This is a genomic window from Marinifilum sp. N1E240, assembly GCF_009295825.1.
Classification (GTDB): Bacteria; Bacteroidota; Bacteroidia; order Bacteroidales; family Marinifilaceae; genus Marinifilum_A; species Marinifilum_A sediminis.
Genome location: NZ_WHKF01000003.1, coordinates 36715 through 58035, shown reverse-complemented (window position 1 = coordinate 58035; position 21321 = coordinate 36715). Strand labels below are relative to the sequence as shown.

Annotated in this window: 13 protein-coding genes and 8 tRNA genes; 9 read left to right on the top strand and 12 right to left on the bottom strand. The window is 35.7% G+C overall.

Annotated elements, in window-relative coordinates:
- Positions 1–88: 88 nt before the first annotated feature.
- Positions 89–1300, bottom strand: a complete 1212-nt coding sequence (locus GCQ56_RS09330; protein WP_193323756.1) for a glycoside hydrolase family 88 protein — start codon at positions 1298–1300, stop codon at positions 89–91.
- 603 nt (positions 1301–1903) lie between these two features.
- Here GCQ56_RS09330 and GCQ56_RS09325 point away from each other — a divergent pair.
- Genes GCQ56_RS09325 through GCQ56_RS09305 form a run of 5 tightly spaced genes read left to right on the top strand, consistent with a single transcriptional unit; the run spans position 1904 to position 10711 of the window.
- A complete protein-coding gene (locus tag GCQ56_RS09325; RefSeq protein WP_152734205.1) occupies positions 1904–2635 on the top strand; it encodes a DUF6250 domain-containing protein in 732 nt (243 codons plus the stop codon).
- An 8-nt stretch (positions 2636–2643) separates the two neighbouring features.
- Positions 2644–4086, top strand: coding sequence for a polysaccharide lyase 6 family protein (locus tag GCQ56_RS09320; protein ID WP_152734204.1), 1443 nt, complete (start codon positions 2644–2646; stop codon positions 4084–4086).
- A gap of 23 nt (positions 4087–4109) precedes the next feature.
- Positions 4110–6500: a DUF4962 domain-containing protein gene (locus GCQ56_RS09315; RefSeq protein ID WP_152734203.1), complete on the top strand. Its 2391-nt coding sequence runs from the start codon at positions 4110–4112 to the stop codon at positions 6498–6500.
- Positions 6501–6554: 54 nt separating this feature from the next.
- Positions 6555–9467, top strand: coding sequence for a chondroitinase family polysaccharide lyase (locus tag GCQ56_RS09310; protein ID WP_152734202.1), 2913 nt, complete (start codon positions 6555–6557; stop codon positions 9465–9467).
- Between the two features lie 2 nt (positions 9468–9469).
- The gene (locus GCQ56_RS09305; protein WP_152734201.1) at positions 9470–10711 is read left to right on the top strand and encodes a DUF4861 family protein; all 1242 of its coding nucleotides are present in this window, start codon (positions 9470–9472) and stop codon (positions 10709–10711) included.
- A gap of 62 nt (positions 10712–10773) precedes the next feature.
- Here GCQ56_RS09305 and GCQ56_RS09300 read toward each other — a convergent pair whose 3' ends face one another.
- Complete coding sequence (locus GCQ56_RS09300) at positions 10774–12297, bottom strand: sulfatase (protein ID WP_152734200.1); 1524 nt, start codon at positions 12295–12297, stop codon at positions 10774–10776.
- 84 nt (positions 12298–12381) lie between these two features.
- Here GCQ56_RS09300 and GCQ56_RS09295 point away from each other — a divergent pair, with 84 nt between their 5' ends.
- Complete coding sequence (locus GCQ56_RS09295; protein ID WP_193323755.1) at positions 12382–14112, top strand: sulfatase-like hydrolase/transferase; 1731 nt, start codon at positions 12382–12384, stop codon at positions 14110–14112.
- A gap of 235 nt (positions 14113–14347) precedes the next feature.
- Positions 14348–15940 (top strand): sulfatase, encoded by a 1593-nt coding sequence (locus GCQ56_RS09290; RefSeq protein WP_152734198.1) that lies wholly within the window; start codon positions 14348–14350, stop codon positions 15938–15940.
- 542 nt (positions 15941–16482) lie between these two features.
- Here the strand turns inward: GCQ56_RS09290 and GCQ56_RS09280 are convergent.
- The 9 genes from GCQ56_RS09280 to GCQ56_RS09240 all read right to left on the bottom strand — a co-directional run bounded on the left by GCQ56_RS09280 (position 16483) and on the right by GCQ56_RS09240 (position 19046).
- Positions 16483–16567, bottom strand: a tRNA-Ser gene (locus GCQ56_RS09280).
- 9 nt (positions 16568–16576) lie between these two features.
- Positions 16577–16649: transfer RNA gene (locus tag GCQ56_RS09275), tRNA-Gly, on the bottom strand.
- A gap of 39 nt (positions 16650–16688) precedes the next feature.
- A tRNA-Tyr gene (locus tag GCQ56_RS09270) sits at positions 16689–16770 on the bottom strand.
- A gap of 512 nt (positions 16771–17282) precedes the next feature.
- Positions 17283–17367 (bottom strand) — tRNA-Ser (locus tag GCQ56_RS09265).
- Between the two features lie 10 nt (positions 17368–17377).
- A tRNA-Gly gene (locus GCQ56_RS09260) sits at positions 17378–17450 on the bottom strand.
- A 36-nt stretch (positions 17451–17486) separates the two neighbouring features.
- Positions 17487–17571, bottom strand: a tRNA-Tyr gene (locus tag GCQ56_RS09255).
- 23 nt (positions 17572–17594) lie between these two features.
- Positions 17595–17667, bottom strand: a tRNA-Gly gene (locus GCQ56_RS09250).
- A gap of 36 nt (positions 17668–17703) precedes the next feature.
- Positions 17704–17788: transfer RNA gene (locus tag GCQ56_RS09245), tRNA-Tyr, on the bottom strand.
- A gap of 565 nt (positions 17789–18353) precedes the next feature.
- Positions 18354–19046 (bottom strand): tol-pal system YbgF family protein, encoded by a 693-nt coding sequence (locus GCQ56_RS09240; RefSeq protein ID WP_152734196.1) that lies wholly within the window; start codon positions 19044–19046, stop codon positions 18354–18356.
- A gap of 176 nt (positions 19047–19222) precedes the next feature.
- Here GCQ56_RS09240 and recF point away from each other — a divergent pair, with 176 nt between their 5' ends.
- Together recF and GCQ56_RS09230 are read left to right on the top strand one after the other, a co-directional pair.
- Positions 19223–20326 carry a DNA replication/repair protein RecF gene (gene recF, locus GCQ56_RS09235; RefSeq protein ID WP_152734195.1) on the top strand — a complete coding sequence of 368 codons (1104 nt, stop codon included), beginning with the start codon at positions 19223–19225 and terminating at the stop codon, positions 20324–20326.
- A gap of 2 nt (positions 20327–20328) precedes the next feature.
- Positions 20329–20619: a DUF721 domain-containing protein gene (locus GCQ56_RS09230; RefSeq protein WP_152734194.1), complete on the top strand. Its 291-nt coding sequence runs from the start codon at positions 20329–20331 to the stop codon at positions 20617–20619.
- A 52-nt stretch (positions 20620–20671) separates the two neighbouring features.
- On the opposite strand, the gene GCQ56_RS09225 is transcribed toward GCQ56_RS09230, so the two are convergent.
- Complete coding sequence (locus tag GCQ56_RS09225; RefSeq protein ID WP_152734193.1) at positions 20672–21091, bottom strand: nucleoside-diphosphate kinase; 420 nt, start codon at positions 21089–21091, stop codon at positions 20672–20674.
- Positions 21092–21321 lie beyond the last annotated feature (230 nt).

Genomic DNA, 21321 nt, shown 5'->3' with positions numbered 1-21321 from the left:
GTGCCAGATTATGAATTTGGGAGTTCAAATGGGTTATAGTGCTGACAGGTTTATAGTATTACATCAATAAACCTGTCAGTTTATGTCATTATTTTTCTAACTCTTTTTTTCTGGTAAGTGCTTCCAAAAAGTAATAATCTGCATAGTTTAACGGTACATCAATTTCTGCACCATGAGGAATACTTCCTACACTATGCATTAAAAGAAAATTATTGTTTTCACCCAATTTTGCACGATAGGCTGATGAGGATAAACTTTCTACAATTTGGTCTGCATATTTTTTGTATTCAGAACTTTTTGTGATGTTGTAGGTACTCATTTCGTATAGAGCCGAGGCAATAACTGCGGCTGCGGAAGCATCTCTGTATGTTTTTGGAATATCCTTACAGTCATAATCCCAGTAAGGAACTAAATCTTCAGGCATTCTTGGATGATTGAATAAGTATTTAGCGATCTCTTCAGCTTGCTTTAAGTATTTAGGGTCTTTGGTTTCTCTGTAACACACCGTGTAGCCATAGATAGCCCATCCTTGTCCTCTGGACCAGGCAGAATGATCAGCATAACCTTGAGCGGTTACTTTGTTTCGAACATTCCCATTGATCGTGTCGTAATCAATTACATGATAACTACTGTGATCTGGGCGAAAATGATGTTCTAATGTTGTTTCGGCATGCTTAATTGCGATATCTCTAAAACTACTGTCTCCACTTAGTTTTGAAGCTTCAAAAAGCAATTCCAAATTCATCATATTATCTATGATAACTGGGCATTGCCATCCTCTTTCAGCTTGCCAACCTCGGTGAACATTCCACGATTGAATGGCTCCAATATTTGGTCGAAATCTTGTGCTTAGTGATTTTGCAGCTTGAATAATTACTTTTTTGTAAGCAGGATTTTTTGTCAATCTGTATCCGTTACCATAGCTACAGTACACCATGAAACCAACATCGTGATGCCAGGTTAAATATTGAACTGTATCTAAGGTTTCTGTAATTTTTTCAGCTTCTGTTTTCCATTTTTGTTCACCAGTTAGCTCATACAAATACCATAAAGATCCAGGGAAAAAACCACTGGTCCAAAGCTCTGGCGTATTGTATCTGGTTGTTCCATCTTCGTTAATTGTTCTTGGGTTAAGGGTTTCTCCTTTTGCATTCATACTCTCGATTTCACGCCCAATTTGTTTCGTTGCGAAATCTACATTCTCATCTACAATTCCCTTTAAAGAAGTTTTTTGATTCCCACAAGACAGCATACTGATCACACAGGCTATAAGAATCGTAAATCTAAAGATTCGGTTCATTTTACTTTTGTTTATTTAGTTTTTATTCACGTTTCACCTCACACTTAGCCGACTTCATGCAATTTTCTATTGAATGTTCTAGCTTTTTGTCACACTCTAAATTATTGAAACAATTAAAACGGATTCAGATGTCCGTAAAACTTGGGAGTTTTCGGAGGTTTAATTTTGTTAAATTACAGTAAGTCAGGCAGAAGTGGATTTTATTTATTGGTTCCAATTTTATTTTTAATTGGTAACAGTAGCAGTATTGCTTGTGTGAATCTGTTCGTACAATTGTGGTGTTTGTTGTGGCTGTGCAATATATTTTCAGGATTCGGTAATGAAAAGCATTCTTACATTATCGAAGAAAACTGACTGAATCTACTTCCTTTTGACAAATGCAATAGCTATAGAGTAGGTCTAAAATTGTACGAACAATTTTGTAAAATATATTGAAATAAACTGGAAAACAGAGGAGAAGCGTATGTTTGGGTTCCGAATCCTTGTTTTGGGACAGGCATGAATTGCAGTGAAAAGCACTTTGCTCTATATTGGAAATGAATTCAGGAACAAAGCGCTCGTTTCCTGATGACATAATTGAAGTAATGAATAGATATTGAACCTATGAAACAATTACATTTAGCACTCTTACTAGTTTTTGCATTTGGATTTTCGAGTGTGAAACTTTCTGCACAAGATCATTTTTTGAAAGTAAAATTACTCTATGAGGACAATTTTGATTCTGTAACTCTAGCGAATTGGATTTTGGAGCTACAGGATGAAGCAAGTATTGTTGAAGTGAAGAATGGTAAATTGGATATAAATGTTCCTAAGGGATCAACTATTTGGTTCAAACAAAAATTAAAAGGGAATATCCTGATTGAATATGATGCAATAGTAATTGATCAGAACGGTCCTAACGATCGAGTAAGTGATTTGAATTGTTTTTGGATGGCTACGGATGCTCGAAATAGGAAAGACATATTTAATTCTCCACGCAAGCCATCTGGTATGTTTCACGATTACGATACTTTGCAATTGTACTATGTTGGAATGGGAGGGCATAATAACACGAAAACCCGATTTCGAAGATACGATGGAAATGGTGGCAAGCCATTATTGCCTGAACATGATTTAATTGGGGATAAAGTATTGTTAGAAGCAAACAAATCTTATAAAATCAAGCTGATTGCTATGGGGAATACAGTCCAATTTTTTAGAGATGATGAATTGATTTATGATTTTAAAGACGAGAATCCATATAAAAAAGGATGGTTTGGATTTAGAACGATCAATAATCATATGAGTGTGGATAATTACAAAGTTTATCGAATCAAGAAACCTAAATCAAAATAATAATACGAATGAATTACTTTAAGAAAATCGTACTAATCCTGTTTGTTTTTAGCTTAAGCACATCGCTTTTTGCAAAAAATAAAGCTGTGCTGGTGAAATCCGTAAAAGAATTGAAATCTGCCATTAAAAATGAATCTAATTACATTCAATTGGCAGATGGAAACTATACTGATTTGCGAATAGCATTGAATTATTCAGGAACGGAAAAACAGAATGTCGTTATCGAAGCACAGAATCCTGGAAAGGTTGTCATTATTGGAAATTCACATATTGATGTAAATGGGGATTACATTCAATTAATAGGTTTTGATTTTGACAATGGGAAAAGACAAAAAAGCGAAGCTCTAATAATGATTGAAGGAAAAAACAATCGTGTAAGCGAAACTCGATTTCGAAATTACAATACAGTAGGCGGTGTTTGGATTCAGTTGAATGGTCAATATAACAGGGTAGATCATTGTTGGTTCGAAGGAAAAACATCAGGAGCTAGCTATGTTAATGTTGATGTGCCTAAAAAGGGTGGAAACCATCATTTAGTAGATCACAACTTTTTTGCAAGACCGCCATTAAAAAGAAATGGAGGGTCAGCTTTGAGAATTGGTCATGGCTCTATGGCGACACGTTTTTGTTATACTGTTGTTGAATTTAACTTGTTTGATGATTGCAGTGGGGAAAGTGAAATAATGAGTTCAAAGAGCTGTGGAAACATGTTTCGCTACAATACTTTTTTTAATTGTAAAGGAGGATTAAGTTTCCGTCAGGGAGAACAAGGGATAATTGAGAGTAATTATTTCATTTCGAACAAAGGAGAAAATAACCGATGTTCGGGAGTGGGAGTAAAAAATAGACAAAACCTTGTTTTGAATAACTATTTCTATGGATTGTCTCCTAAGAAAGGATCTGTTATTGGTTTTGGTGCGGGTTCTCCTCCAGACCCAAAGAGAGTTGCTCAAGGGATTATTGCCATACATTTTCCTAAAACTGCTGAGAATGTAATAGCTCACAACCTTTTGGTACGCAATCAGGGAAAACTATTTGATATGGTTTCTGATTTGGGACATAGAAATAAAATTTTTCCATCTGATAGCATGTACTTTTTTAACAATCAGATGGTCGGTTCCATTCCATTTATAAAGTTGCATTCAGAACCGCAGCATATGGTTTGGGATAACAATTACTATCAGGGAAAAACAGGAATTGAAAAGAATGTTGGTTTGATGGAATCTAAATTTAAATTAGAGAAAAGAGCTAACTATGTTTTTGTTCCTAAAAAATCAGGTAAAGCAAGCAAAGCTTGGATGGATTATTTACCAAAGCAAATGATTGATAGAATTGAATTTGCTGGCGTAAAAGAAAATCTTCCTGCAGGTGTTTATTTTGCTCCAGAGGGTGAACGTGGAGGTTTGCAGAAAGTTTTAACTAAAAAAGATGTAGGTCCAAGCTGGAAGTAAGGATTTTCAATATAAAAAAATTAATGATGCGAGTAAAATATACAATTCTAATAGTCCTAATTCTGTCATTTTCAGTTGTTGTAAATGCATGTAAGAAAAAGAATGAAACGCAGGTTCACCCACGTTTGTTTTTTCAAGCTAATGAATTGGAAACATTTAAGAACTATAAAAATACCACACACAAACAGGAGTGGGCAAGTTTATTAAGTATTTGTGAGAATCTGAAAAAGCAGGATGTCTTTTTAAAGCCAAAACCAAAAATGGTATTTGCTTTTCCTGAGAAGTTGGCTGCTGTAGCCTTGGTTCAGTTGTTGGATCCTAATCAGCCATATCAGGAAACTTTTAAGAAGCATTTTTGGACTATTTTAAATTGGAAAGAATGGGATAGCTGGATTGAAGGGAAAAGTAAAGGTCCTGGAGGAGATTTAGGAATTGCTCAGGCATTAATTGCCTTGTCGGCTTGTTACGATTGGCAATATCAGAATTTTTCTGACGAAGAGCGTAAATTAATAAATGATAAATTAATTCGAATTTCTCATCATTTTTATAAGGATTACAGTCGATATCATACGAAGAGTTTTGCCATTATGAATTGCAATCATGGTACAAATGTATATGCAGCATTGAGTGCCATTTTGTATGGTATTGATGGAATTCCATCAGAATATAAAAAAGAATGGACTGAGAGTTTAGAGCACAAATATGAAACATTGACCAGTCAGATGAACTCTAACATGAGTGATGGTTTTTCAGATGAGGGTGCTACTTATCTCATGTTTCAATTAAAGACTTATGTACAGTGGATGGAGATTAGAAGAAATGCATTGGAAAAAGGATATGGAAAGCCTTATGAAGATTTGCAATGGTTTCAAAATGCTTCAGCTTACTGTTTGTACTCTATTCTGCCGGGAGGAGATGATAATTTTGGTGGTTTGGCACGATATGCTGATGCCAATCCAAGATTTTGGGGAAACCCTTATTCTGTATTTCCGGCTTTGGCTAAAAATCTAAAGGATCCGATTGCACAATGGTTGTCAAATGATTTGGATTTGCAGGAAGTTGAATTGTGGAGAGCAGAGAAAAAGAACCAAAAGGATCAAAATCAGAAATCTAATTTTGATGTTTGGAGATACATTTGGAAAGATGGAACTGTTCCAACGGTAGATTTGAATACCATACCTAATTGGCGCTTTTTTGAAGATGCGGGCATGTATGTTTGGCGTTCTTCCTGGGAGAATAATGCAAGTTATTTTACCATTAAATCGGGGATGCATTATCAAGGACACGGACAGCCAGATGATGGGCAGTTCATGATTCACCGAGCCGGAGTTCCTTACATTATTGATATGGGATATTCAGTTCCAAAGTACACCAACGAGCACAATGTTCTTTTGGTAAATGGAAAGGGACAAGTTGGCGATGGAGATGTGTGGTGTGATTTTGGAGAGTATCCTGCTAATAAAAACATTTGGGGGAAGACAGATATTATCCTTAGTACTGGAAATCAGGATGGAGTTGATTACTTTAATTTGATTAGCGATCCTACAAACATGTATCCATCAAAGGAATTGGAGTTTTGGCATCGTGAAGTAATCGGTTTCAATGGTGTATTTTTGATGAGAGACGAAATGAAAGCCAATACTGATGTTGATTTTGAATTGCTTTTACATTCATATACGAGCAGAAAAGGAAAGAAGGATGCTTATGTGTACGAGAAGGATAGAGATGTAAATCCATTTAATGCCATCGGAGAAAATGAGTGGAAGATTGACCCTCGAAAAGGGAAAGCACCACTGCTTATAGTGAAGGATCTTTCGAATCAGACTTGGAATCAGAAAGTAGATGAAGCCTGGTTTTACGATAACTATTTAAGAAAGAAAAATGGAGTAGGACATGTTCAGTTGGGAAATGTACTGAAGAGAAAACAACACGCTTCCTCTGCAAGTTCGTTGTTGTTTTTTGGTTTTGAAGATCAATTGGATGGTAAACAAGTGAAATCTCTAAAAAATGGAGATGGAATGGCTATCTACAAAAATGAGAAACTAAATACTGAGATTTCGTGGTCGGAAAAAGCCAAGACAAAACAATTGAGATTTAAAGGAGAAATGGCTGGTCTTGCCTTTGTAAATAAAAAGATACAGGCTTGGTTTGGTCGTGATGTTCGTGTGATTGGCAATGGAAAAGAAGATTTATTCCTTGCTGAGAATCCAATTTCTGTATTTACAAATAGTAGTAAAAATGAGATGACAATTCATGTGAATAGCTCAAAGGAAACATCTATTCAGATAAAATTGAATGATGCTCCAAATGAAGTTGAACTAAACGGAGAACCTATAGAATATACTTATAAAAAGAACTGGTTAAGTGTGAATTTACCTAAGGGAGAATCTCAAATATTGAAGTTGAATTTGTAATTGATTAGGAGATTTTCTGTTGAGAATCTCCTTTTTAATTTTAAGATAAAATCTATGAAAAGAATAATACTTTGTTCCTTACTTGTATTTGCTTTAAGTGTTGTGAGTTATGCTCAATATTTTGATTTGGAAAATCAAGTACCAGGCAATTGGAGTACCTCAAAGGAATCTAAACTTTCCGTTAGCGGAACTCATTATAAAAAAGGAAAGCAATCCATTCGTTGGGATTGGAAGAACAATAGTGAATTAAAAATTGACAATCCAATAGGAATCAATATTGCTCAAGAAATAAAAAACGGAGGTTTGAGATTGTGGATATACAATGAGCATCCTATTGATCAGAAAATTGTATTTGAATTGGGATGTGGTGATGAATCTGCTTATCAATTCGAATATGGAATCAATTTTAAAGGGTGGCGTGCCTGTTGGATTCGCTTTGCAGATATGACTGGTAATAGAATGGAGGATTTGAATTTTATGAAAGTGTATGCTCCTAAAAATGTAAAAAGCGGTAGCTTATTTTTCGATAGAATGATATTTCCATCGGAACCTTTGGAGAGAAGAATGACTCCTGATGCTCAATTGCCATACATTAATCCTCGAGCAAAAAATAATCATTGGACAGCCTTGTGGCACTGGTATAGCTCTTATCAACACGATCTGCCATTGCCAATTTCTATTCAAACAGAGGAGAAAGAGGCAATGCTATTAATTCATGATAGAATTATTGCTAAGTATCAGGGAAAGAAACCAGGAAAAAAGGAAATTGAAAAGATAAATAAGTCCTTTAAGAAGTTTGATATTGAAAGGAGTAAGGGACAAATTACAGGTAAACCTTTTGTGAGTAAAGATGAATATGATGCAAAGGCTGGTGAGGTTAAAATGGATCATATTGGACCAGTTTTGCTAAAATTGGCACAGTGTTATTTTCATACTAAGAATGCCGATATAAAAGAAAAGTTTATTGATCTTTTGGATTACACAATGGATCAAGGTCTGGCTTTAGGAAGTGGATTTGGAACCAACCATCATTACGGATATCAATTTAGAGAGTATCCTCCTGCCATCTATCTAATGAAAGAAGAGTTAAAGAAAGCTGGGAAACTTAAGATGGTGTCTGATATGCTAAATTATTGGACTGGAGTGCAGGAATACAGAGAAAAAGCGATAGTTGGTGAACTTCAGGGAGTTGTTGATTCCTGGAATACATCGGTAGTTCCACGTTTGGTAGCTATTATGACAATGGATGATTCTCCTGAAAAAATCAGGGAGCTTCGAGCTATAAAAAGATGGATGGATATTTCCTTAAAAATTGTTCCTGGCACAATGGGAGGAATCAAAGCTGATGGAACAGGATTTCATCATGGTGGTTTTTATCCTGCATATTGTAAGGGAGGATATTCGGGTATCGGTGAGTTTTTGAGTTTGGTAAATGATACTCCTTTTGCTTTGTCTGATGAAGCTCGTTTGAATTTTGGAAATGCTCTTTTGTGCATGAGAAATTATTCCAATCAATTGGATTGGGGATTTGGAATTTGTGGTCGTCATCCTCTAAGTGGATCTATGAGTAAAGGAGTATTAGATGCATTTGCTCATTTAGCCAATTCAGGAAAACCATTTACCGACGAAAAGATTTGGAAAGAAATGGCTGAAGCATTTTTACGTTTGGAGATTAAGAATAATCCTTTAAAAAAGAAGTTTGTAAAACTGGGAATCGAAGCTGAAGCTTCTCCCGAAGGGAATTACACATATAATTACGGAGCTTTGGGTATTCATCGCCGTGGCAATTGGACAGTGAGTGTAAAAGGTTACAACAAGAATGTTTGGGGTTCTGAAATTTATGTGAAAGACAATCGCTATGGCAGATATCAGTCTTATGGAACAGTTCAGGTGATTGGTAACAAGAACAGTTTAACTTCTGATGGTAGTGGTTTTGTTCAGGAAGGTTGGGATTGGAACAGATATCCGGGAGCAACTAGCATTCACCTTCCTTTACAAAAATTAGATAGTCCGGAAAAGAGAACTTTGATGGAAAAATCGAAAGAGGGATTTGCGGGCGCATCTAATTTGTTGGGTGAAAATGGAATTTTTGGAATAAAATTGAGAGAAAAAAATCGAACGAATTTCACCGGAGATCATCAGGCAAATAAATCGGTTTTCTGTTTTGGAGATAAAATCATTTGCTTGGGAAGTAATATTTCCAATTCAAACAAAGAATATCCTACCGAAACAACCATGTTTCAGGGGTTTTTGAATAATCAGGCAGATCCTGTTTTTGTTGATGGTGAGTCGAACGTGGACTTTCCATTTGATCAATCTTTATCAGATAAAAAAAATCATTCTTTGATGGATGCCTATGGCAATGGATATTGGATAAGAAAAGGAAGTAATATTAAGATTGTCAGGCAATATCAGGAATCATGTCACAATAAAACCCGAAAAAAGACGAAAGGTGATTTTGCTTCAGCCTGGATTAATCATGGTGTAGCTCCAAGGAATCAGTCTTACGAATATGTTTTGTTGCCATCGATTACTCAAGATGATTTAGCCAGTTTTTCTAATGGAATGAATACGAAGAGTGCGGCATATAAAATTTTGGCACAGGATAGTATCAATCACATTGTTTGGGATAGGGAGAGCAATACAACAGGCTTTGTTTTCTTTGAGAAAAAAAAGCAAGTTAATCATCAACTTGTTAGACGAGTTAGCTCTTCCTCATTGTTAATGATTAAGGAGAATGGTGATGAATTGATTTTAAGTATATGTGATCCTGATTTGCACTTGGAAGAATCGGCTTATACCACTCGTAAAGAAAGCCAGATAATTAGTATTCAAGTCGAATTAAATGGAATCTGGGAATTGGATGAGGAAGAATCTAATGTGGAAATGGAACGTGCGTCTGATAATACACAACTTACATTTCATTTAAAAGATGGACAACCATTGGAAATTAAACTGAAAAAATAGAAATGAAAAACTATCCATTATATATTTTACTGATTCTTCTGATTACTAGTGCATGTGCTAGTAATCAGAAGAATCAGATTTTCAAGCAAGGAGAAGTTATAGCCAATCAAACCATTAATCTGCATAATCTTTTAAATAAGGATAGAGTGTTGGTGCCTGTAGAAATCAATTTATCAGATCTAAAAGAGGATATGCAACTGGATGCTAATACCAGCCTGTTGGTAAGCCAGAATAATACAATCATTTCTTCTCAATTGGATGATTTAGATAATGATGGCAAAGCTGATCAGTTGGTTTGTCAAGTACGAATAGGTGCGAATTCGGATTCGGAACTTACCATTTTTAGAATTGGTAAAAGTGTTGCTGAAAAGTTCCAATTTAAGAAAGGAACTCATGCTCAGTTGGGTTTTAAAAATGGGAAGAATCCATTTATTATTAAGGACAGTATTTTCAGTGAAAAAGGAGATTTGTATAAGGAAACGATGCATCATGGTCCGGCGCTGGAATCAGATCAAATGGCTTACCGAATGTATTTCGATGATCGTTCTAGTATTGATATTTATGGGAAAATTCATTCTCGTCTGGAATTAGATACAACCAAGTGGTATTCTAATGATGGATTTATTGCTAATGAGTATGGTGGAGATATCTTGTTTGTTAGCAATACTATAGGAGTTGGATCTTTGCGAACTTGGAATGGAAAAGAAGCTCAGATCATTAAAACAACCAAAGGGCGATATGCCGTGGTCAGATCAAGTGGTCCGGTTCGCTCGGTAATCGATATGTGCGCAAAAGGTGTAAATGGAGAGAATGAACTACTTTCTAGAATGATTATTTATGCAGGACACAGAGAGATGATTTACAGATCGTTCATAAATGGAGAAATGGACATAGACTTTTGTACAGGAGTTCGAAAAATGGATGGAGCAGAGCTTAAAATCAATAAAAAGGCAGGATACATATCTTTGTGGGGAACAGATTTTCCCAGAATTGATCATGAAAAATACCCAAAGGTTACAGTTGGTTTAGGTGTTTTGGTTCCAAAACAATATCAGACGGATTTATTAGCAGAGGATGAATTCAATCACCTGATTGGAGTAACACCAAGAGATAATTTTATGGAATACCATGTGGTGGCAGCCTGGAATCAACAAAAAAATGGAATAGCATCAGCCGATGAAATGGAGTTGTTTTTAAGAGATTTATCTTTAGATGTAAATCATCCAATTGCAATAGAATATTAATGAAAAAAGACCTGATTTATATTTTAAATCAGGTCTTTTGGTTTTGTCTTATTTTTGGTGTATTATTGCTTGATATCCGGATATGGCAATGATTTACCACTATGTCTGTCTACAGGAGTTTGTGCATTAACTTTTTGCAGATACGATTTTAATTGGGAGCATAGTTTTTTAGCAACATCAGGATGTTCTTTCACTAAATTGACCCTCTCTGAAATATCATTTTCCAAATTGAATAATTCCACATTTTCGTCTTCATATCCATAGCACAGTTTCCATTTTCCCATTCTAATAGAACTAAAGGGTTTGATACTAGGATATTCATCGCGTAAGCCTTTCCATGCCCAATAGTGAGGATAGTGAAAGCAGAGTCCTTCGGGACGATTAAAACTACCAGTACCTGTAAGAAGAGGAGTTAAATCTTTACCATCAATATCAGATAAATAAGCATTTGGAGATATTCCTGCCATCTGTAAAATGGTTGGAAAAAAGTCATCGCTGCTTACAGGCTCGTCACATTGTGTTCCTGCCTCTGCTTTTCCAGCCCATTTCACTATCATAGGAACTCTAATTCCACCTTCGCGGCAAGTTCCTTTGCCATCGCTAAGTGGAGCATTGGTAGTTGGATGACCTGCATGAGTTACCAATCCTCCATTATCCGACATGAATATGATAATGGTATTATCTGCAATTTTAAGATCATTAAGTTTGCTCATGATATTTCCCAAGCTGTTATCCATACTTGCCACCATGGATGCATATTTGGCTTCAGTTTCTGTTTTTCCTTCTTGCATGAATTGCTGAACCAATTCTTTATGTTCCTGAATTGGTGTATGAACTGCATAATGCGCAAGGTTCAGAAAAAACGGTTTTTTATCAGTCGAAAATTGTTCAATTAACTGAGTGGCTTTTACCGTCAGTGCGTCTGTGAGATATAAGCTGTCTTTTTCAAATTCCTCAAGGCTAGGTACTTTGTAGTTACTATTTTCTTCACCATAAGGATAATAGTAAGAAGCTGGATGACCTGCGTGATGCCCTGCAATATTGTAATCGAATCCTAAGTTTTTGGGATCGGCACCACTTGTTTCAGCCTTTCCAAAATGGGCTTTTCCGATATGTGCTGTTACATATCCATGTTTCTTAAGAATCTTAGGAATGGTGATATCCTTGGCATTTAATCCATTTATATTCCAATCAGGAATGAATAATTTCTGTTCCGATTCGTGAAGGTCATTTCCTTGCCCTGGAATCCAGTTGGTGATTTGGCTTCTGGCAGGATTTTTTCCCGTAAGAATGCTACATCGGGTAGGAGAACAAACCGGACTTGCAGCATAGGCATTTGTAAATTTAATTCCTTGCTGTGCCAACAATTCCATGTTTGGAGTTTTTTGATACCGATTGTTCGATGTCATTTCTGAACCTAAGTGAACGGAGGTATCTGTCCATCCCATATCGTCAACTAAAAAGAGGATAATATTGGGTTGCGATTGCTTTTCAATTTGACTGCTACAAGAAGAAGTAAGTAGAGTGCTGGTACAAGCTAAAAACCCCAAAGCTCCACTTAATTTTGTATTTAAACGCTTTATCATGTTTACATTTTATTGATTTCTGATTTAAAGTTGTAGAACTATTTGATGAATTACAATTATTATGAAACTGAACATTTTAGGAAGATGTCCCAAATTTTAAAAGCCTGGTATTTAGTTCTGTTGATGTATTGTGAACCTTTAAGCCGTATGATTTTGGAGTTCATTCGAATGATCTTAGCCTTTGTAACCATGTTGAATGATGATCTTTGGAATATTACAATAGAATTAAAATTTAATAACGTGAAATTATCAAAACCAATACATGCAATGTTGCCCGTTCTTATGGGTGCTTGTTCAACAGGAACCATCAATCAGGTTTCTGAAACTGTTCAGCCGAATGTTATTTTGGTTGTAACCGATGATCAGGGATATGGTCAATTAAATTTCGATCCGGGTTCCTATAATGAGGACGGCTTGAAAAATACACAGGTTACCAAAAGATATACAACGGCAGTAGAGGCAGCTTATCATGCAGCTCAAACTGCAATGCCAAATACATCAAAGTTAGCGAACGAAGGGGTGAAGTTTACCAATGCTTTTGTGGCATCAACAACCTGTGCTCCATCCAGAGCAGCACTTCTGACTGGAAAATATACGCAGCGTTTTGGTATCTACAACAATTACGATGCAGAGGCAGGTGTTCGCCCGCAAGAGAAGTTCTTATCAGAAACCTTTCAGGAGAATGGCTACAAAACCGCAATGATTGGAAAATGGCATTTGGGTGAATTAACTATTGATTCGCTGGTTGAGAAAACAAGAGATTATCATCGTGATGCGATTTATGGTTGTGTGAAAGATCAGCATCCTTTAAGTAAAGGCTTCGATTATTACTATGGCTTTAATTATCACGGAAGTAATTATTATAATGCGACTAGCTTGTTCAGAAATTATGAGCATGTGAAATCCCAGGGGTATATTACCGATGAATTTACCGATGAGGCTTTACAGTACATTGAGAAGAATCAGAAAAATCCTTTTTTCATGTTTTTATCTTATAATGCGCCACATATTCCTTTGGAAGAGCAAGCTCCACGTAAATACCAAAGATTCAATACAGGAAATACTGAGGTAGATAATTACTATGCAACCTTGGCTGCCGTTGATGATGGAATCGGACAAATTGTATCTAAGCTAAAAGAATTGAAAATTGATAAGAATACAATTATTCTTTTTGTGAGCGATAATGGTGCGGTAATTGATTCGCCACTTCCTTTGAATGGTGCTTTTAAAGGAAACAAAGGCTTGATGTTTCAAGGAGGAATTCATGTTCCGATGTTTGCCTGGTGTCCTGGATTGATTGATGAAGGAAAAGTGATAACAGAAAATGTATCTGCCATGGATTTATTGCCAACAGCATTGGCATCAGCAGGAATTGATGTTTCAAAATCGGTTGATGGTATTGCTTTGCAAAATGTGATTAAGGGAGAAGAAAATCAGAAAAGACAATTGTTTTGGGCGGGTTGTCAGGCTTATCACTGGAGTGATAAAAATTTGGATTTTTGGGCAGGATACGAACAATATGTGAAAGGAAGCAAGGAGGTGACAGCATTTCCAGTTAGTCAGTATCGTGAGCATTTGTCCGATCCGGCAGGAACAGTTTTGGAAGGTGATTTTATGATGCATTATTATCCGATAGGAGATAGATATGAACTTTTCAACATCAGACAAGATCCGGGAGAAAAAAACAATATTGCAGCTCAGAATTCAGAACTAGTGAAGAGGTTAAAATCTGCATTTGATGGTTGGATTATAAATATGGATAAGCCCGTTGAATGGAATGAACAAACTTGGGAAAAGTTGTTGCCTAAATCATAAAACTAGACTAAAGGACAAGTTGAATTGAGGATTTTATCTCAAAAAAGTAGATTTTCAACAAAATTAAAAGTGAATAATGGAATAGTAAAACTGAGATTAATAGAATGTGTCTAATATTGATTTTTCAAATATTTTTGATAGCAGATCTGAATTGGAACAATTTGGTAAAAGGTGTTAGACTTGGTCAAATGGAATATTAGAAATATATTAATCGAGCTTTCAAGATAACAGCAATATGAACATGATAAGAAACTCGTTGCTTTTAGGCGCTGGTGCGCTGCTAGTGCAATCATGCGGAGGAGGAATTGAAAAGAAAGAAGTAGAACAGACTAAATCAAATGTTCTGTTCATTTCTGTTGATGATTTGAATGATTGGACAGGAATGTCTAAGGGACATCCAGATGTGAAAACACCAAATTTAGATCGATTGGCAAAACGTGGTGTATATTTTAACAATGCGCATGCTGCTGTGGCAGTTTGCACGCCATCTCGATTATCCGTTTTATCCTCTTTGAGTCCTACAACTACGGGATGTTATACGAATAAAAGTGGTACACCAAATCAGGAAATTTGGGATGGTGTAAGTTTGTTGCCAGCCTTTTTCAGACAGAATGGTTATGAAACCATGGGATGCGGAAAGATTGAAGGGCATGCATGTTGGGCAATTGAAGATGATTTTCAGAATCAAAAACTCTGGGATGAGCGAAAACCTAGAGCTTATGCACTAACTGAAAAATTGATGAAAGATGGAAATCGTTATGGTGCACCTGATTTCTATCCTTTCCCAATGGGCGGTTCGGGTACAACAAATTATAATAAAAAAAAAGGAACCAATTATCCAGGATTTTCTCTTTGTGCTGGACCTATTGATAGAGAATATCTACCAGAAGGCAAAATGCCTGATGAGCAAAATGTAGAATGGGCGATTGAACGATTGCAAAAGGATCATGATAAACCATTTTTGTTGGGAGTTGGATTTTTACGACCTCATGTTCCTTACACTGCTCCTCGCGAGTATTTTGATATGTATCCTTTGGATAAAATCAAGATTCCAACTGCCTTGGAGAATGAATTTGCTGATATTTCTATTTATGGAAAGGCGATGGCAGAAGGAATAACGGAGCCTGGTGCAGAAGCGATAGTGAATAAGATTAGTCCATCTTATCGTAAAGAGTTGGTTCAAGGTTATCTCGCTGCAATCACTTTTATGGATGCTCAATTGGGACGCTTGTTAGACGCCTTAGATAGCAGTCAGTATGGAAAAAATACAATTATTGTACTTTGGTCTGATCATGGACAGTGTTTCGGAGAAAAGAGAAATTGGCGTAAAAATAACTTGTGGAACGAAGCTACTGTGGCGCCAATGTTATGGGTTGCTCCAGGTGTGACAACTAAAGGGCAAATCAATAAAAGTGCTGTAAGCTTATTGGATGTATATCCTACCTTAACCGATTTGTGTGGCTTGGAAAGGAATGAACAGCAAGATGGAGAAAGTCTTTTGCCATTATTGACCGATATGGATGTGAAGAGAAAAAATCCTGTAATTAGCAGTTGGACTTATGGATCTCATTCGGTTCGTCGTGACCAATGGAGATACATTCGATACAATGATGGATCAGAGGAGCTGTACGATGAAGTGAAAGATTTTGGTGAACACGTAAATTTAGCAAACAATTCTGAGTATAAGGATGTGATTACAGAACTGAAAAAGCATTTGCCTGTAGATATTTATCAGCCTACCGATAGAAATAAGGAGTTTCACATGATAAACAATCGTGTGAAACGATGGACAAAAGATCCTGCATCTATGCCTCAATATCTAAGATAAATTCAAACTCATACTTACTGCAACGAAGTGCTGTTGCAGTAAGTATAGCTATACTTGCAATTGAAAGTTGTATGAGTAATTGAAATGTGATTGAGGAGTATGAAAAAAAATAACTAAGTTCGGTATTGGGAAAGCCATCGGGACCTGAAGTTTCTTTTGGCTGGCAAGCAGGAGAACCTTCTTTATTGGGCTTGGAAAGATCGGATGGATAATGGTATGCCGCGTTTCTGTGCTTCTTACAAGATGTTTTTTGCTCACGTATATATTCAACTTCAGAAAATGGGACGAAATTGGATAGCACAAAAGATGCAAATGCAAAAACAAATGGAAGTTCAACAAGGTGGAAGTACCCACAATGCTTTTGTGAAAAATTAGGATATTGATCTTGAAAAATTTTAGATATTAAAGGCTGTTGTCATTGTTGATAACAGCCTTTTTTGTAATGAAGAAGTATTTTTTTTATTTCGATACGAAATAATTTCTGAGAAATATTATTGTATAAAAAAAGCATCAAAGTTTTTAAACCTTGATGCTTTAATCAGCGGAGAGAGAGGGATTCGAACCCCCGGTACGTTGCCGCACAATGGTTTTCAAGACCACCGCATTCGACCACTCTGCCATCTCTCCAAAAAATTGAGCGGGAAACGAGACTCAAACTCGCGACCCTCAGCTTGGAAGGCTGATGCTCTATCAACTGAGCTATTCCCGCAAGAAAATTTTTAAAGATTGAACATTTTCAATCTAGTAGTGGGGAGAGCAGGATTCGAACCTACGAAGACGAAGTCAGCGGAGTTACAGTCCGCCCCAGTTGGCCACTTTGGTATCTCCCCAAATGCTGTTAATTCTTATTGAATCGGCTGCAAAAGTAGAAGAAATAAGTTAATTTCAAAAGATTATTCGAACGTAATTTAAAATTAATTTTGCGAGTCGATAGTAGTTGTTGGTAGCCAGGGTGTTAGTTTTTTTTTAAAAAGTAAATTAATTATCGTTTATATAATTGTATATGAATTCTAACTATTTCTCATTAATTCTGCCAAAGCTTTCGATGCCCATTGTTTTATCAATTGGAAAGAGTTGAATGAATATTTCGAAAATGATAATTTAAATTCCTTTTCGATATTGAACGGGCGAGTATTTAATTGTTTTGGAATTAGGGATATGTTGAATTTAAATTAATTGTAGGATTAATCGTTAAGAAATTACACTTTGATAAATCAGTAAGGATTAAAACTATTGTCATTTTTGATAACAGCTTTTTTTTATTTCGATACGAAATAATTTCTGAGAAATATTATTGCATAAAAAAAGCATCAAAGTTTTTAAACCTTGATGCATTAATCAGCGGAGAGAGAGGGATTCGAACCCCCGGTACGTTGCCGCACAATGGTTTTCAAGACCACCGCATTCGACCACTCTGCCATCTCTCCAAAATAATTGAGCGGGAAACGAGACTCAAACTCGCGACCCTCAGCTTGGAAGGCTGATGCTCTATCAACTGAGCTATTCCCGCAGAAATATGTTTAAAGATTGAACGTTTTCAATCTAATGGTGGGGAGAGCAGGATTCGAACCTACGAAGACGAAGTCAGCGGAGTTACAGTCCGCCCCAGTTGGCCACTTTGGTATCTCCCCAAAATAAAATTATCAAAAAGTTGAGCGGGAAACGAGACTCAAACTCGCGACCCTCAGCTTGGAAGGCTGATGCTCTATCAACTGAGCTATTCCCGCAGAAATATGTTTAAAGATTGAACGTTTTCAATCTAATGGTGGGGAGAGCAGGATTCGAACCTACGAAGACGAAGTCAGCGGAGTTACAGTCCGCCCCAGTTGGCCACTTTGGTATCTCCCCAAATGCAATTATTTAAAGAACTTTGTTTCTGTATTGCGGTTGCAAATATAGGGGCTTTGTCAGAATATACAAGGGGTCTGGAATGTTTTTTTTGAAAAAAATGAAGTTTTTTATGTAAGTGTTTGATTTACTAGTAAATATTTTTGTTGTTTTTTTATTTAATCTTTTTGATAATAATACTGACGTTTGTATCTGTAATATAATTAATGGTTTAGCTTGCTTTTTTTAAGTGTTTTTACTAAAGTGAATACTCTGTAAGTTGTTGAAAAATAGTTGCTATGGTTTTTTAAAAAGAGTGTCAAGAAAAAACTTAATTTCAAAATATGCTTGAATTGTGTTTGTTTACTTTAAGTAGAGACATGGAATGAAACACTTTTTTTGAAAAGTTAAATTTAATAAAGCATAGCATTTGGCGTATAATTAAAACTAGGTTTAGGAGTTCTATACGATTTAAATGACTCATAGGTGACCTTAGGAGATGTATCTTTATTAAAATGATGTTAGAGTAAAGCGCAAAAAAAAGACGAACCAATTGGCTCGTCTTTTTTAAAAGATACTTAATATTTTATTTGATCATCGACTTAGCGCGAGTGATGTATTTTTCAACGTCACGTGCCTCAGCAGATTTTCCAAAATCTTTTTCAATCTTTTCGTAAGCAGCTAATGCTTTTTTATAGTCACCAATCATTTCGTAAGCTAAACCAGCTTTTTGAAGATAGATAGGAGTTGTAAATTCATTGGTGTTAATAGAACTTGCATTCATATAATTAGAAGCAGCCTTATTGTTATCACCTAATTCCATATATGCATCACCGGTTGCAGCTTTAGCTAAAGAGCTAAGAATAAAATCATCTGAGCTGAACGAGTTAAGGTGATCAATTGCATTTTGGAATTCGCCAATTCTTAAATATGAAATACCTGCATAGTATTCTGATAGGTTACCTGCAGTAGTTGAACCAAATTCATCAACAATTTGAAGAAATCCAGGGTAGTTTTCATCTCCGTTTAAAGCTAATTTGAACGAATCTTGTTCAAAGTATCTTTGAGCCTGGAACATTTGATTTTGAGCTTTTATCTCAAGTGGAGTCTTGTAATACTTTTGGTAAGCAAAAATAGCTACAGCAACCAAAATAACAGCAAATGCGATGCTGGTTAATTTCTTTTGATTCTTTTCTATATATTGTTCAGTCTTACTTAACGCCTCTTCTAAATTTTCAAAATTATCTTCAGATACCTGATTGTTTTTATTCTTCGACATACTCAAATAATTATTAGTTTCATTTTTTCTAACGCAAATGTAATTTTTTTTACCAAATATAAGGCATGTTTTCTTTAAAAAATGATAATGAGTGTGAACTTAAATTATCACCATTGAAAGCAGGTTTTTAATTGATTTAAATTCGTAATTTTGTGACGTTATCTAATACTTTGTACATGCATCTGGAAAAATTATCTCTCATTAATTATAAAAATATTCACGAATTGGAAGTCAGTTTTTCACATCGAATAAACTGTTTTATCGGGAATAATGGAGTTGGGAAAACAAATTTACTTGATGCCGTTTACTATTTGAGCTTTTGTAAAAGTTATTTTTCTTCGACTGATCAAATGAATATAAATCATGATGAACAATTCATGGTTTTGGAAGGAAAATATAAACGAGCAGATTTGGATGAAGTAATTTATTGTGGCGTAAAACGAGGACAAAAGAAAAATTTTAAGCGCAATAAAAAAGAATATAAGAAATTATCGGAGCATATCGGATTGCTACCTATTGTAATGGTTTCTCCGGCTGATGATAGATTAATTACTGATGGTAGCGAGGAGAGAAGGAAATACATGGATAGTGTTATCTCCCAGTACGATAGAAAGTATTTGGATGATTTAATTCGTTACAATCGGGTTATTCAGCAAAGAAATAAGTTGCTTAAAGATTTTGCTTCGGGTCTGAAGTACGACGAGGATACTTTAAGTATTTGGGATGACCAGTTGGTGATATTGGGTGCTGAAATTTATGAGAAGAGGAAGAATTTTCTGCATAAGTTAATGCCAGTTTTTCAGGAGTATTACAATACGATATCTCAAGGTAACGAAATTGTGAGTTTGGAGTATAAATCACAACTTCACGATCATTCAATGCGTGATTTGTTAGGAAACGCTCGTTGGAAAGATCAGGTGGTGCAATACACAACAGTGGGGATTCATAAAGATGATTTGGTATTGAACTTAGGAAATTACCCTATCAAAAAAATGGGTTCACAGGGACAAAAAAAATCATATCTAATAGCTTTAAAATTGGCTCAGTTTGAATTTATTAAGCAAATAGCTGGTTTTAATCCAATATTATTGCTCGATGATATTTTTGACAAGTTGGATTCCAACAGAGTAGAGCAAATTGTTCGTTTGGTTTCCGAAGAAAGATTCGGCCAAATATTTATATCCGATACCAATCGCGATCATTTAGATGAGATTCTTTCTGGTTCGGCTTTAGAGTATCAATTGTTTGTAATTGATAATGGTGGAATTGTAAATTCGTAGTTATGAGAAGAAGTAATACTCAAAAAATAGATGAACTGATCCGTCAGGTTTTAAAGGAGACAAAATTGGATGGAAAGTTAAAGGAATACGAATTGGTAAATTCCTGGGAAAAAGTGATAGGTAAAACTGTTGCCAATGCCACTACGGATATTTACATTCGAAATAGAAAACTATTTGTGCAAGTACGCTCTTCGGTTATTCGTAACGAGTTGATGATGATTCGTGAAGGTTTGATTAAGGCTTTAAACCGAGAAGTTCAGGCTAATATTATTGATGATATTGTTGTGAGATAAAAAAAACGCAGCAAAATTTCTTTTGATGCGCTCTCCTTCTATTTTGCTTTTCTTAAATTATTTCAGTCTGCGAAAAATAGAATGCACCTTCAATGCAAGCATTTTCGTCACTATCCGAACCGTGAACTGCATTTTTCGACATCGATTCTGCGAATTCTTTGCGAATAGTTCCTTCAGCCGCTTCGGCAGGATTGGTTGCACCAATTAATTTTCTGAATGAAGCCACAGCATCTTCTTTTTCTATGATGGCAGCTACAATTGGTCCCGAGCTCATAAAATCAGTTAGTTCGTCATAAAACGGACGATCCTTATGTACTTCGTAAAATTTCTTTGCTTGTTCTTTTGTGATTTGTGTGTATTTCATAGCAGCAATTCGAAATCCTCCTTCGTTGATTTTTGCTAAAATTGCTCCGATGTTTCCAGCTGCAACAGCATCCGGCTTAATCATTGTAAATGTTCTATCGCTTCTCATTCTTTAATAAGTGTGTAAGTTTAACGTTTGGTATACAAAAATAATATTTCCGTTCAGTCATGCAAGACCAATAGGAAGTTTACAGCTTGTTTATTTGGATTGATTCAAAATAAATCTCGCTAATAACGTGCAGTTTGGGCGGATTATTTTTTTTCGTTTTTTTTTTATTTTTAAAAGCAATTTTCATAAGAATGATAAAAATATGAGGATCTCTCTTTATCTTTACGCCT